Below are 13583 nucleotides of genomic sequence, written 5' to 3' on the forward strand. Positions count from 1 at the left end.
TTTTATTACATATAAAAAGATACACTTAAGCATAATTACTGTGCAATATTACTGACTGACATTGCAACTCAATCTTCAGTCGTTATAATCACAGCTTAATTGAATAAAGAGGTTGATGTGTATGTCGGCAGGTTCGCATCTGAATGATAAACAACAAGAGGCAATGCGTTATACGCAAGGCCCTTTATTAGTACTTGCTGGCGCAGGTTCGGGAAAAACCTCTGTAATTACACAAAAAATTGCTTATTTAATTCAGCATTGTCGAATTCCGGCGTATCGTATTACTGCGGTAACTTTTACGAATAAAGCAGCACGTGAAATGAAAGAGCGTGTATTAAAATTATTATCCAAAGAACAGGCAAAAGGTTTAAACGTTTCAACGTTTCATACTTTTGGTTTGAATCTATTGCGTTTGGAACTTAAACATACACCATTAAAAAATAACTTTTCCATTTTAGATGCGGATGATTGTAAGCGTATCTTGATGGATTTAATGCATCGGGACAATTTAGCCAACGCTGAAAGTAAGGAATTAATTGCTAAGGCAATGAAGAAAATTTCTGACTGGAAAAATGATCTGATTTTACCAGAACAAGCGCATGCAACATGTGAAACGCCAGAAGATGTGCAAATGGCGCATCTATACCAGCTTTATGAACGTAATCTTAGGGCATACAATGCTGTGGATTTTGATGATCTGATCGTCATGCCTGCTCGTTTATTACAAGAAAATGCAGAATTACGAGACAAATGGCAGAATCGGGTCCGTTATTTATTGGTAGATGAATACCAAGATACCAATACTGCACAATATATGATGGTGAAGTTACTGGTTGGTGTAATGGGACAATTTACCGCCGTTGGTGATGATGACCAATCTATTTATGCATGGCGAGGTGCCAAACCTGAAAATATGGCATTATTAGCACAAGATTTTCCAAACCTTAAAGTCATTAAGCTGGAACAAAATTATCGCTCTACCAGTATTATTTTACGTGCTGCCAATGCTGTTATTACGAATAATCCACATATTTTTGAGAAACAATTGTGGAGTGACAAGGGGCGAGGCGATGCAATTCGAGTGATCACCTGTCGTAGTGATGATGATGAAGCTGACCGTATTGTCAAAGATTTGATTACACATAAGTTAATGAATGGTAAAAATTGGAAAGACTACGCGGTTTTATATCGTGGTAATTTCCAGTCAAGGGTAATTGAAACTAAACTAAGGGAAATGCAAATCCCGTATAAGCTTTCAGGTGGACAATCTTTTTTTGCACGTGCAGAAATTAAAGATGTCATGAGTTATCTACGCCTGATCATTAATCCTGAAGATGATAGTGCTTTTTTGCGTATTATTAATACACCAAAACGTGCTATTGGTCCTGTTACATTAGAAAAGTTGGGATTATTCGCACAGGAAAATCATTTATCACTTTTAACAGCTTCTGCTGATCAGCGTTTAAGTATGGTTTTGGCAAAAAAAGCCATGACACAATTGCATGAGTTTGCAGAATTTATTCAGCACTTTACCCGTGAAATTTATGATCAGGATGAACCTGTACCAATGGTTCGACAAATGATCAATGAAGCAGGTTATATTGATTATATTCGTGAGCAGGCAGCAACCCCAGCACAGGAAAAAACCAAACTAGACAATATTGAGAATTTGTATAACAGCATTCAGAATATTATTAATAAAGCAGACGATGTAGATGATCGTAATATCGAAAGTGCCATTCGTAAATTGGTGCTACTTGATATGCTGGAACAACAACAGGAAGAAGAAGATCACGATAAAGTTAATTTATTGACCTTGCATGCAGCAAAAGGACTGGAATTTCCCTATGTTTACATGATGGGACTGGAAGAAGAATTATTGCCACATCGTAATTCTATTGCTGCTGATACAGTCGAAGAAGAGCGCCGTTTGATGTATGTTGGAATTACGCGTGCCAAGCAAGGTTTAACCTTAACATTAGCAGAACAACGTAAGAATGGTGGCCAAATGAAACAAATGACACCAAGTCGTTTTCTGGATGAATTACCTATTGATGAAATAGAATGGTTAGGACGTAAAAAACCGGCAGGTGCTGCACAACTTGATCCAAAACAGCAAGCGCAAAAAGCTCTGGAAAACTTAAAAGCATTAATGAAACGTTAGTCCCTTAGGAAAATGACAATGAAAGTACAAGTGAAAATATTAGATGATCGTCTGGGTAAAGTCTGGGATCTACCAACTTATGCGACAGCAGGTTCGGCAGGACTAGATTTAAGAGCATGTCTAGATGAAGCAATCAATATTGAACCGGGGCAAACAGTTTTGGTAAAAACAGGTTTATCCATCTATATTCAGGATGTGAATTATGCTGGATTAGTGCTTCCCCGCTCAGGATTAGGACATAAACATGGGATTGTTTTAGGTAATTTGGTGGGTTTAATCGATTCTGATTATCAAGGAGAATTGATGATCTCCGTTTGGAATCGCGGACAAAAAACTTTTAGTCTGGAACCTGGCGAGCGTTTGGCTCAATATGTTGTGGTGCCTGTCCAGCAGGTACAATTTGATTTGGTCGATGAATTTGAATCGACTGAACGTGGTGAAGGTGGTTTTGGTCATACAGGGCAACATTAAACTTGGTCAAAAAATGACTGTTTGATGGGAATTGAATTGAGGTCAAAGTGATAAGGTATTGCTTTGACCAATTTAATTGCAATGGCTCACAAATTTTATATATACAAATGACCATCATTTGCACAAAATAATAGGTTTTCTCATGTTTAAATTTTGATTAAGGATTTTAAAATTAAACAAATGTCCAAAAAAGTCTTCCGTGCTTATGATATTCGGGGACACATTGATATTCTTGATGCGATGCTGGTTGAACAGATTGGCTTTGCACTTGCACAACAATTTCATCAGCATCAGCAAAAAATTATTGTCGTGGGACATGATGCCCGTTTAACTAGCCCATCCTATGCAAAAATTGTGCTAGAAGCACTTTCACAATCCGGTTTGCAAGTGATTTTTATTGGTTGTGTCAGCTCTCCCTTATTATATTTTACCGCAAAGCAATATTCAGGAAGTGGGGTGATGATTACAGCAAGTCATAATCCAATCACGGATAACGGGATTAAATGGCTTATTCAGGGATTACCACCATCACCTGAGCAAATTCAGCAAATTGCCAATACGTTAGATTTACGCAATAAATCTCAGTTTAAAGGTGCTGTGACATCTTATGATGCATCTATGGCATACCTTAATTATTTGGTATCGGATATTCATCTTTTTGGTCAACCCTACATTTGTGTTGAAGGATTACATGGCTCAGCCGGTGAAATTGCAGTTAAAGCTTTAAAACAATTGGGATGTGAGGTGAATGCTTTAAATTGTTTCGCAGATGGTGTTTTTCCTTTGGGCGCACCTGATCCAAGTCATTCAGAACGATTACAAGCCTTAAAACAACAGGTGATCAAGCATCAGGCGACTATGGGGATGGCACTGGATGGTGATGGCGATCGTTTAGTCATTCTAGATGAGCAAGGTAATTATATTAGCCCGGATCGCCTGATTTGCCTATTTGCCAAGATGTGTTTGCAGCAACAGTCCGAAATGGAAATTGTTTGTGATGTGAAATGTTCTACCATGATTGCAGATACTGTAACCAAGTATCATGGAAAATTCACTATGATTCGTACCGGTAGTAGCTTTTTACGCAACTATTTAAATCAACATCAGGCAATTTTTGGTGGTGAATTTGCCGGGCACTATGTGTTTAATGATGGTCGTGGTAAGGGCTATGATGATGGTCTATATGCTGCATTACGATTACTTGAATATTTATCCTTAAATCAAATGACATTATCGCAAGCTATTGCTGAATTTCCTGAGCGGATCTCAACCAGAGATGTCTATATTCCAATGGCCGATACTAACTATACTCAGTTTGCTCAGCTTCTTGAAACAACAACGACAAAAATTCCGGTGAAAATGAGTAAAGTTGATGGAATCCGGCTTGATTTTCCTTTTGGATTTGGCATTATCAGACCATCGAATACCGGTGAATTTTTTACTATGCGTTTTGATGCAGATACTTCACAAAATTTGCAGCAAATACGCCAGTTTTTTGTTGAAGCGATACAACCTCAGTTTCCAGAAATTGCACAAGCCATCGCTTTGGCGGATTAAATCTTTAGGAGCAATTGCATGTCTGCCAGTCAGATCGCATTGGACAAAGCCAATGTCCTTACAGAAGCATTACCTTATATTCAACGTTTTTCCGGAAAAACTATTGTAGTGAAATACGGTGGTAATGCAATGACTGATCCGGCACTGGAAAGTTCTTTTGCTCGAGATATTGTATTATTGAAAACTGTAGGACTCAACCCAGTAGTTGTTCATGGCGGTGGGCCACAGGTTGATCAATTGTTAAAACAATTGGGGCGAGAATCGGATCGCATTGATGGCATGCGTGTGACTGATGCAGCCACCATGGAAGTGGTTGAAATGGTATTAGGTGGTAGTGTTAATAAATCTATTGTTAATCTGATTAATCAGCATGGTGGGCGTGCCATTGGTTTAACAGGTAAAGATGGTAATTTAATTCGTGCTAGTAAATTACTGATGCAAAAGACAGATGAAAATGGCCAGATTCAAAAAATTGATCTTGGTATGGTTGGTGAAGTTTCCGGTGTTAAACGTGATGTTATTGATATGTTTATACACAGTGATTTTATTCCGGTCATTGCACCATTAGGGGTTGACGAAGCAGGTAATAGTTACAACATTAACGCTGATTTGGTTGCGGGTAAAATTGCTGAAGCACTTGAAGCAGAAAAACTGATTTTATTAACCAATATTGTCGGTGTATTAGGTAAAAATAAAGAATTATTAACAGGTTTAAATACACACGATGTAGAAGCGCTGATTGCTGATGGCACGATTCATGGAGGAATGATTCCAAAAGTTATGTGTGCGCTTGATGCAGTTAAAGGTGGTGTTGGAAGTTCAGTAATCGTTGATGGACGTGTTCCGCATGCAACATTGCTTGAGATTTTTACCGATCATGGTGTGGGAACTTTAATTTCCAATCGCTTACAACCAAAACATTAAGCAAACATTCATATTTAAGTCACCTGCGGGTGGCTTTTGTCATCAAATCTACAAATAATTGTCACTGCGATGTCATTTAAGCTTCCTAGATTAAACAAAAAAGGAGCGCTATAAATGTTCGAAAAATTTCAGCAATATCGTCAAGCATTGCATTTGCCACAAAAGAATAAAACCAGTCAAATCTCTCAATTCCATTTTGAATGGGTTAATGATTTAAATACGTTACGTCAAGTACAACAGTTCCGCGCAGAACAATTTTCGCAACAATTTGCTATTCGCTTTACGCAAAATACTGATCAGGATATGTATGATTTTGATTGTGAGCATGCGGTCTTAAGAGATGCCATATCTGGTGAAATTGTTGCATATACACGATTAAAAAAATTTAATGGTGATGAACTGCAATACAGTTATAGCGCACAGGAGTTTAATATTCTGCCTCAACTACAACATTTAAAAAATATTGTTGAAATTGGTAGAACCTGTGTACATCAGCGTTATCGCTGTAGTCGAGCACTGTCATTATTATGGATGCATCTTTTACCTAGAATTTTGATTGACTTGCGTGCCAAGTATTTAATTGGCTGTGTCAGTATTCATTTACAGGACAATCAGGCACGTGTTTATCACACGCATCAATATTTACAATCGTTGGCTGAACAGCAGCAAATAGATATTCGTTCCAAGCAGGCTTATGAGCCTACATATCCTGAATTCAGTTTTGCTCAGGATGAGCGTATTCCTAAACTTTTTGATCTGTATCTACGTATGAATGCACAATTGTCACCTCATGCTTTTTTTGACGTAAATTTTAATTGTCTGGACTATTTTGTATTTTTACCTACTGCACAATTAAAAAAGTCTACAAAATTTAAGCAAATACAAAAGCATCGATAAGCTCAAACCAAATTTATATTTGCACAGATCCATTGAGTCATGCACAATAAAAGTTGCCATAACTTAATGATTACAGTACCCATGTGCCAACTTCTCGGAATGAATTGTGCAACCCCGACAGATATTAATTTTTCTTTTCGCGGTTTTTCTCAGCGCGCGGGAATTACATCTGATCATTCCGATGGCTTTGGGATTGCATTTTTCGAAGATAAAGCTTGCCGATTATTTGTGGACAATCAGTCAGCAGTAGAATCTCCGATTGCAGATTTCATTCGAGATTATCCAATTAAGTCCAGAAATGTAATTGCTCATATTCGTAAGGCAACTCAGGGGAAAATTAATCTGGAAAATTCTCATCCATTTGTACGGGAACTGTGGGGAAGACAATGGATTTTTGCACATAATGGTGATTTACATCAATTTAACCCTACACTAACAGGACGTTTTCAGCCTGTAGGTGATACAGACAGTGAATTGGCCTTCTGTTATTTACTCGATCAACTGGCACAACGTTTTCGCCAAGGGCACCCAACTTTACAGCAAATTTTTGATGTATTAAAAGAAATTGCGCCTAAAATTGCTGAACATGGAACATTTAATTTTTTTCTCTCAAATGGTCAGGCATTATTTAGTTATGCAACCACCAAATTGCACTGGATTGTAAGGGAATACCCATTTAAACATGCACGTCTTATTGATCTAGATATGGATATAGACTTCAGCACAGTAACAACTTCTGAAGATCGTGTTGCTGTAATTACAACAGAGCCATTAACCAATAATGAAATTTGGCAGGCATTCGCACCAGGCGAAATGATTTTATTTAAGGATGGTAAAATTTTACAACAGGTTTTAACGACGGTTCAACGCTTGGAAATGGAAAAGAAAGATCCGTCTTTAGTTCGTAAAACCAAAGCTGATCCAGATTAACTGGTTAAAAAATATCTCACTCTTTTAGTCAGGTATTTCCTATTACTCTTTGAAAAATAATAATAAAAAAATATATAAGACATAAATCATGAAACCTGACTGATTTACTTGTTTTTAATTCATAAGCAATGAAAGTATGATGAATATCAGAACGAAGTAAAAAATGTAGTCTGATAGGACATGATGATGAAGTGGCAAAGTGATTACGATACCGGAATTGATGTAATAGATGATCAACACAGACGTATTGTTGATTATATTAATGATCTGGAAGAAGTTTTATCTACACCAAATTATCAGCGACATCAAATTCAGGATGTTTTAAATAGCATTATTGACTACACGCAATCACATTTTACTTTTGAAGAAAGTCTACAGGAAGAAGCTGGTTATAAATATCGAGTACCACATAAACGTGTACATGATATTTTTATTCGAAAAATAGAAAGTTATCGGGATCGCTTTTTGGCAGGAGAGCCTATTGAAGGTGAACTGCATCAGTTATTATGTAGTTGGTTAATTCACCATATTAAACATGATGATAAAGATTATGTTGGTGCAGTGAAAGAAAATATGATTGGTTTTATTCAACAACAGGAAAAGAAAAAGGGTAAAAGCTGGTTTGCTCGTTTCTTTGGTTAAATTAAGTATTTGATAAAAATATGATCGAATAAAAAATAGAGAATAAAGGACAGCTAAACAGAAATGGAATTTATTGCTTTGCGCATAAGCAAATCTGTGGCAGGATTTGCTTTTTTTATGCTTGTTATTTGGCAAAATATTTTTTAAATAGAAAAGACCGCATTAATGCAGTCTTTTTTAATAATAACAGCGTCGAAAGATTATCGATCAGCAATGTCACGTTGTGTAGGACCAGTGTAAAGCTGACGAGGACGTCCAATCTTGTATGGTGCAGCATGCATTTCTAGCCAGTGACTGATCCAGCCTACAGTACGTGCTAGGGCAAAAATTACAGTAAACATTTCGGTTGGAATACCAACAGCTTTCAAAATAATACCTGAATAGAAGTCTACGTTTGGATAAAGTTTACGTTCTACAAAGTATGGGTCGGACAGTGCGATGCGCTCAAGCTCCATTGCAAGTTCTAGTTGAGGATCATTGATGCCTAAAGCACTTAATACCTCATCACAAGTCTGTTTCATGACTTTGGCACGTGGATCGAAGTTTTTATACACACGGTGACCAAAGCCCATGAGTTTCACTTCTTTACGTTTCACTTTTTCCATAAATTCGGCAACATGTTCTACACTACCGATTTCATCCAGCATTTTTAATACAGCTTCATTTGCTCCGCCATGAGCAGGTCCCCATAGTGCCGAAATACCTGCTGAAATACATGCGTATGGATTAGCACCAGTCGAACCAGCTAAACGAACTGTTGATGTAGAAGCGTTTTGCTCATGATCTGCATGTAGAGTAAAGATGCGATCCATTGCTTTGGCAAAAACTGGATTAACTTTATAATCTTTATCTGCTGGTGTTGCAAACATCATATATAAGAAGTTTTCTGCGTAATTCAAATCATTACGTGGATAAATGAATGGCTGACCTACAGTGTATTTGTAGCTCCATGCAGCAAGTGTTGGAATTTTTGCAATAAGGCGAATGGCAGTAATTTCGCGATGATTGACGTCTTCAATATCAAGATTATTATGATAGAAAGCAGATAAAGCACCGACAACACCTACCATAATGGCCATTGGGTGTGCATCACGGCGGAAACCATTAAAAAAACGGGTAACCTGATCGTGAACCATCGTATGTTTACGCACTTTTGCATCAAAATCTTCTTTTTGATCCGTAGTTGGTAACTCACCATTTAATAATAGGTAGCAAGTTTCTAAATAATCTGTTTTCGTTGCAAGTTGATCAATTGGATATCCACGGTGTAGTAAAATTCCTTTATCACCATCGATAAAGGTGATTTTGGATTCACATGACGCAGTGGACATGAAACCAGGATCAAAAGTAAAGTGACCTTCTTTTAGTACACTGCCAACATCTATTACATCTGGCCCCAATGTACCACTGTAAATTGGAAGTTCAATTTCTTTACCATTTAGCGTTAATACGGCTTTCTTGCCAGTAGTTTCAGACATTCAAAAGCTCTCCTGTCCTGGTGAATGTAAAAATCCGATTAGTTAGAAACTCTACTCTAAAGTGAATCAGATTGCTGAATGTGCGAATAAGATTATTCTTCGTAAAAATTTTGTCAATTCTCATTAAGGGGTAAAAATGACATTTTTTGCCTTTCTTTATCCAAAATTAATATAGAACTTCTCAAAATTTCAATCCATAAGCTTGTCGTATATCCAGTTTGGTGCAATCCATCAGCTTTAGTTTTAGTATTGGTTAGCAAGCTTACTGCAAAAATCACTTTTTTTACGAATGCAATTGTAAGTAGATTTGTACAAAGACTTGCTATGTGTCCATTTCCGATAGCGTATATATACTGCAAAATGCATGATAAATGAAATAGAACCAAAGTATTATTTTTTGCAAATATATGAATCATTTAATGTTCAGCTTTAGTGCAAGGGAATGAAGCTTGTTAATGAAATTAATTCTCAATTAAGTAATTTTAAACAAGTTTTTAATATGCGTATTTGTGTTTTTTTTAACAGCGTTCTATAATTCGCTGTCATTTGTATGGGCAAGCTTTGCCTAGTAATGCCAGCTTTCCTTCGAATTAATTCAAAAACTCCTTTATTGGATTGGAGTTATAACTTACAGGATGCCCGCTGTGAAAAGCAACAGACCTGTCAATTTGTCCATGGGTCAAGTTTTAGCTGTAAACTTAAAATCACCTGTGGCAATTGCATCAATCTTACACCGTCTTTCAGGTGTTATCGTTTTCTTGCTAGTGCCGATTCTTCTATGGATCTTGGATAAGTCGCTATCTTCGCCAGAAGGCTTCGACTATGTTAAAAATGTCGTATTTGGCAATATATTTGTACGTTTAATCGTATGGGTATTTGTTGCAGGTTTGATCTATCACTTTATCGCAGGGGTGAAACACCTGCTTGCTGATTTAGGGATTGCTGAAGAACTTCAAAGTGGTCGTACAGCAGCGACAATTGCATTGATTCTGTCTGTGATTGGTATTATTGCAGCCTTTATATGGATCGTATTTTAATGAAAAGTGCTACAGGTTTAACAGGTTCAGGTTCACGCGATTGGTTTATCCAGCGTGTGAGTGCAGTTGTTCTTGCTGCATATACGGTAGTCGTATTTGGATGGATCTTGTGTCATGGTGATTTTGACTATGCACAATGGTCTGGTTTCATGATGACATTGCCCATGAAAATCTTTTCATTACTGGCTATTTTAGGATTGGTTGCCCATGCCTGGATTGGCATGTGGCAAGTGTTTACAGACTATGTAACGACCCGTCAAATGGGGCCGTCTGCATCTGGTTTACGCCTTGTCCTAACCTCAGCGGTTATTGTTGCAGTATTTGTTTATGCAATCTGGACAATCCAAATTTTTTGGGCGAATTGATAGGAAGAGATCATGGGCGCTTTAACCCCTAAAGAAGATTATACAAATATTCAAACGCTTACTTTCGACGCAGTTATTGTCGGCGGTGGTGGTTCTGGTATGCGTGCATCTTATCAGCTTGCGCAGGCAGGTTTAAAAGTTGCAGTATTAACCAAAGTATTTCCAACACGTTCACATACGGTTGCTGCACAAGGTGGTATTGGTGCATCGCTTGGAAACATGCAAGAAGACAATTGGCATTATCACTTTTATGACACAGTAAAAGGTGGTGACTGGCTGAGTGATCAGGATGCATGTGAATTCATGACACGTGAAGCCCCTAAAGTTGTTTATGAATTAGAACATTTAGGTATGCCGTTTGATCGTAATAATGACGGTACTATTTACCAACGGCCATTTGGTGGTCACTCTGCGAACTATGGTGAAAAGGCTGTACCACGTGCATGTGCTGCTGCTGACCGTACAGGACATGCGTTATTGCATACACTGTATCAAAGTAACGTAAAAATGGGCACAGAATTCTTTGTTGAATGGATTGCTCTGGATTTGATTCGCAATGAAGATGGTGATGTTCTTGGTGTAACGGCTTACGATCAGGAAACTGGAAATGTTGCTGTATTTCAAGCGAAGGCAACATTATTTGCGACAGGCGGCGCAGGCCGTGTTTACCGTGCTTCTACCAATGCTTACATTAATACTGGTGATGGTTTGGGTATGGCAGCTCGTGCGGGTATCCCATTACAGGATATGGAGTTTTGGCAATTTCACCCAACAGGTGTTGCTGGCGCAGGGGTATTGCTAACAGAGGGTTGTCGTGGTGAAGGTGCTATCTTGCGTAATAAAGATGGTGAACCATTCATGGAACGCTATGCTCCTACTTTGAAAGATCTCGCACCACGTGACTTTGTTTCACGATCAATGGATCAGGAAATTAAAGAAGGTCGTGGTTGTGGGCCAAAAGGAGATTATATTCTGCTTGATATGACGCATCTTGGTGCTGATACTATTATGAAGCGTCTACCATCAGTATTTGAAATTGGTAAGAAGTTTGCCAACGTAGATATCACCAAAGAGCCGATTCCTGTAGTACCAACCATTCATTATCAGATGGGGGGGATCCCGACCAATATTCATGGACAGGTTGTTGTGCCGGTTCCTACGGAAAACCCGACATTAACTACGCATTATAATAAAGAAACTAAAGAATACTCTTACGAAGGTAACTGTCCTGACTATGTAAAAGTTGTGAAAGGTTTTTATGCGATTGGCGAATGTTCTTGCGTATCTGTACATGGTGCAAACCGTTTAGGAACTAACTCGCTACTTGATTTGGTTGTTTTTGGTAAAGCTGCTGGTGAACATATCATTGATTATGTGACCAAACATCATGGTGATGATTATGCGCCATTACCAAATAACGTTTTGGATTATACACTTGAACGTGTACGTAAATTGGATAATTCGACTTCTGGTGAAAATGCGCAGGAAGTTGCAGATGAAATCCGTGAAATTGTACAAAATCATGCAGGTGTATTCCGCACACAAGAATTACTGGATGAAGGTGTTAAGCAGATTCTTGCACTTGAACCACGTATTCGCAATATTCATTTAAAGGATAAATCTAAAGTTTTTAATACTGCGCGTATTGAGGCCTTGGAAGTTGAAAATCTTTATGAAGTTGCCAAATCAACCTTAATTTCGGCTGCTGCACGTAGAGAATGTCGTGGTGCGCATACTGTTGTTGAATATGAATTACCACCAGATCATCCGGAATATCCTTATGGTCGTCGTGATGATGAATGGATGAAACATACATTATGGTATTCTTCAGACAACCATTTAGAGTACAAGCCAGTGCGTTATCGACCATTGACTGTTGATCCAATCGAACCTAAGCCACGTACATTCTAATCGGGAGAAACAAGATGAGTAGAGGTACTCGTACATTTCATATCTACCGTTATGATCCTGATAAGGATAAAGCGCCGTATATGCAAACTTTCAAGCTAGAATTGACAGAAAAGCACCGTATGTTGCTTGATGCATTACTTGCATTGAAAGTACAGGATGAATCATTGACATTCCGTCGTTCCTGCCGTGAAGGTATCTGTGGATCTGATGGTGTCAATATTAATGGTAAAAATGGTTTGGCTTGTCTATGGAATCTAAACGATTTACCAAATGAAATTACTATTCGCCCATTACCGGGCTTACCTGTGATTAAAGATTTGGTTGTAGACATGAATCAGTTTTATGACCAATATAACAAGATTCAGCCGTTCCTGATTAATAATCAGCCTGCACCACCAAAAGAACGTTTACAATCTCCTGAAGAACGTGAACATTTAAATGGTCTTTATGAATGTATTCTATGTGCATGTTGTTCAACATCATGTCCTTCATTCTGGTGGAATCCGGACAAATTCCTTGGTCCTTCGGCATTGTTGAATGCCTATCGCTTTATTATTGATTCTCGTGATACGGCAACGCAGGATCGCTTAGGACGTTTAGATGACCCATTCAGTTTATTCCGCTGTAAAGGAATTATGAACTGTGTATCAGTTTGCCCGAAAGGTCTAAATCCAACACGTGCAATTGGTCATATTCGTAGCATGTTGCTTGATCAAGCTGGTTAAAAAGAATTAGGTTAAAAACGCATCTTAAGATGCGTTTTTTTTAATCTGTGATTTTAGACTTTGGTCTACACAAACTAATAATAACACGATTAATAATTGAATGTGCTGAGAAAATATACAAAAATATAGGGGTATACTGAACTATTTAAAATTTTTATAAGGGGTATGTTAGTAAAAAATCAAATGAACTCCAAACTCATGTTAGCATTTGTCAACTTGTATATGTTATATCACAAAAATGAGTTAAAATAGTGCGTAGAAAGAAGGATGAGAGATCGCTATAGGAAAAGTTAGGTCTTATGCATAAGAGTAAAAAAAGATGTTATTTTTATTCATAAGTCTTGCAGAAATACTCCTTTATCAGGAGTAGTTAAGGGAATACATTTATTTCAGGGTGAGAAATTGCTTTGGATACAAAAATTTATTTCCAGGTCAGAAATTCTGGCATTGTTAAACGCCCTGATTGAATGACTCGATTAGGG

12 protein-coding genes are annotated in these 13583 nt (G+C 37.7%); 11 read left to right on the forward strand and 1 reads right to left on the reverse strand.

All coding sequences use genetic code 11. The features are described 5' to 3' along the window. Positions 1-121: 121 nt before the first annotated feature. The 7 genes from F4V57_RS13770 to F4V57_RS13800 all read left to right on the forward strand — a co-directional run bounded on the left by F4V57_RS13770 (position 122) and on the right by F4V57_RS13800 (position 7585). The gene (locus F4V57_RS13770; protein WP_070068734.1) at positions 122-2164 is read left to right on the forward strand and encodes a UvrD-helicase domain-containing protein; all 2043 of its coding nucleotides are present in this window, start codon (positions 122-124) and stop codon (positions 2162-2164) included. Positions 2165-2182: 18 nt separating this feature from the next. Next, the gene (gene dut, locus F4V57_RS13775; RefSeq protein WP_070068735.1) at positions 2183-2635 is read left to right on the forward strand and encodes a dUTP diphosphatase; all 453 of its coding nucleotides are present in this window, start codon (positions 2183-2185) and stop codon (positions 2633-2635) included. Between the two features lie 180 nt (positions 2636-2815). Continuing rightward, positions 2816-4192: a phosphomannomutase/phosphoglucomutase gene (locus F4V57_RS13780; RefSeq protein WP_070068736.1), complete on the forward strand. Its 1377-nt coding sequence runs from the start codon at positions 2816-2818 to the stop codon at positions 4190-4192. An 18-nt stretch (positions 4193-4210) separates the two neighbouring features. After that, positions 4211-5116 carry an acetylglutamate kinase gene (gene argB, locus F4V57_RS13785; RefSeq protein ID WP_070068737.1) on the forward strand — a complete coding sequence of 302 codons (906 nt, stop codon included), beginning with the start codon at positions 4211-4213 and terminating at the stop codon, positions 5114-5116. 114 nt (positions 5117-5230) lie between these two features. Beyond that, positions 5231-6013, forward strand: a complete 783-nt coding sequence (locus F4V57_RS13790; protein ID WP_070068738.1) for a GNAT family N-acetyltransferase — start codon at positions 5231-5233, stop codon at positions 6011-6013. Between the two features lie 81 nt (positions 6014-6094). Beyond that, positions 6095-6943, forward strand: coding sequence for a class II glutamine amidotransferase (locus F4V57_RS13795; RefSeq protein ID WP_070068739.1), 849 nt, complete (start codon positions 6095-6097; stop codon positions 6941-6943). A 180-nt stretch (positions 6944-7123) separates the two neighbouring features. After that, complete coding sequence (locus F4V57_RS13800; protein WP_070068740.1) at positions 7124-7585, forward strand: bacteriohemerythrin; 462 nt, start codon at positions 7124-7126, stop codon at positions 7583-7585. A 200-nt stretch (positions 7586-7785) separates the two neighbouring features. On the opposite strand, the gene gltA is transcribed toward F4V57_RS13800, so the two are convergent. Next, complete coding sequence (gene gltA / locus F4V57_RS13805) at positions 7786-9063, reverse strand: citrate synthase (RefSeq protein ID WP_070068741.1); 1278 nt, start codon at positions 9061-9063, stop codon at positions 7786-7788. Positions 9064-9698: 635 nt separating this feature from the next. On the opposite strand from gltA, the gene sdhC reads away from it, so the two are divergent. The 4 genes from sdhC to F4V57_RS13825 are packed head-to-tail and all read left to right on the forward strand — an operon-like array spanning position 9699 to position 13101. After that, on the forward strand, positions 9699-10100 hold the full coding sequence (gene sdhC / locus F4V57_RS13810) for a succinate dehydrogenase, cytochrome b556 subunit (protein WP_141729200.1): 402 nt from the start codon (positions 9699-9701) through the stop codon (positions 10098-10100). After that, a complete protein-coding gene (gene sdhD / locus F4V57_RS13815) occupies positions 10100-10465 on the forward strand; it encodes a succinate dehydrogenase, hydrophobic membrane anchor protein (protein ID WP_070068771.1) in 366 nt (121 codons plus the stop codon). The genes sdhC and sdhD overlap by 1 nt, the downstream gene beginning before the upstream one ends. Before the next feature lie 12 nt (positions 10466-10477). Further along, positions 10478-12376, forward strand: a complete 1899-nt coding sequence (locus F4V57_RS13820; RefSeq protein WP_070068743.1) for an FAD-binding protein — start codon at positions 10478-10480, stop codon at positions 12374-12376. 14 nt (positions 12377-12390) lie between these two features. Then, positions 12391-13101: a succinate dehydrogenase iron-sulfur subunit gene (locus tag F4V57_RS13825; protein ID WP_070068744.1), complete on the forward strand. Its 711-nt coding sequence runs from the start codon at positions 12391-12393 to the stop codon at positions 13099-13101. Positions 13102-13583: the final 482 nt, after the last annotated feature.

Origin of the sequence: Acinetobacter qingfengensis (assembly GCF_008693185.1) — a bacterium.
GTDB lineage: Bacteria > Pseudomonadota > Gammaproteobacteria > Pseudomonadales > Moraxellaceae > Acinetobacter > Acinetobacter qingfengensis.

Coding starts and splice junctions, on each gene's coding strand:
- F4V57_RS13820 (WP_070068743.1), top strand. CDS start 10,478: ATGGGCGCTTTAACCCCTAAAGAAGATTATACAAATATTCAAACGCTT.
- gltA (WP_070068741.1), bottom strand. CDS start 9,063: ATGTCTGAAACTACTGGCAAGAAAGCCGTATTAACGCTAAATGGTAAA.
- F4V57_RS13825 (WP_070068744.1), top strand. CDS start 12,391: ATGAGTAGAGGTACTCGTACATTTCATATCTACCGTTATGATCCTGAT.
- F4V57_RS13790 (WP_070068738.1), top strand. CDS start 5,231: ATGTTCGAAAAATTTCAGCAATATCGTCAAGCATTGCATTTGCCACAA.
- F4V57_RS13795 (WP_070068739.1), top strand. CDS start 6,095: ATGTGCCAACTTCTCGGAATGAATTGTGCAACCCCGACAGATATTAAT.
- dut (WP_070068735.1), top strand. CDS start 2,183: ATGAAAGTACAAGTGAAAATATTAGATGATCGTCTGGGTAAAGTCTGG.
- F4V57_RS13780 (WP_070068736.1), top strand. CDS start 2,816: ATGTCCAAAAAAGTCTTCCGTGCTTATGATATTCGGGGACACATTGAT.
- sdhC (WP_141729200.1), top strand. CDS start 9,699: ATGCCCGCTGTGAAAAGCAACAGACCTGTCAATTTGTCCATGGGTCAA.
- F4V57_RS13800 (WP_070068740.1), top strand. CDS start 7,124: ATGATGATGAAGTGGCAAAGTGATTACGATACCGGAATTGATGTAATA.
- argB (WP_070068737.1), top strand. CDS start 4,211: ATGTCTGCCAGTCAGATCGCATTGGACAAAGCCAATGTCCTTACAGAA.
- F4V57_RS13770 (WP_070068734.1), top strand. CDS start 122: ATGTCGGCAGGTTCGCATCTGAATGATAAACAACAAGAGGCAATGCGT.
- sdhD (WP_070068771.1), top strand. CDS start 10,100: ATGAAAAGTGCTACAGGTTTAACAGGTTCAGGTTCACGCGATTGGTTT.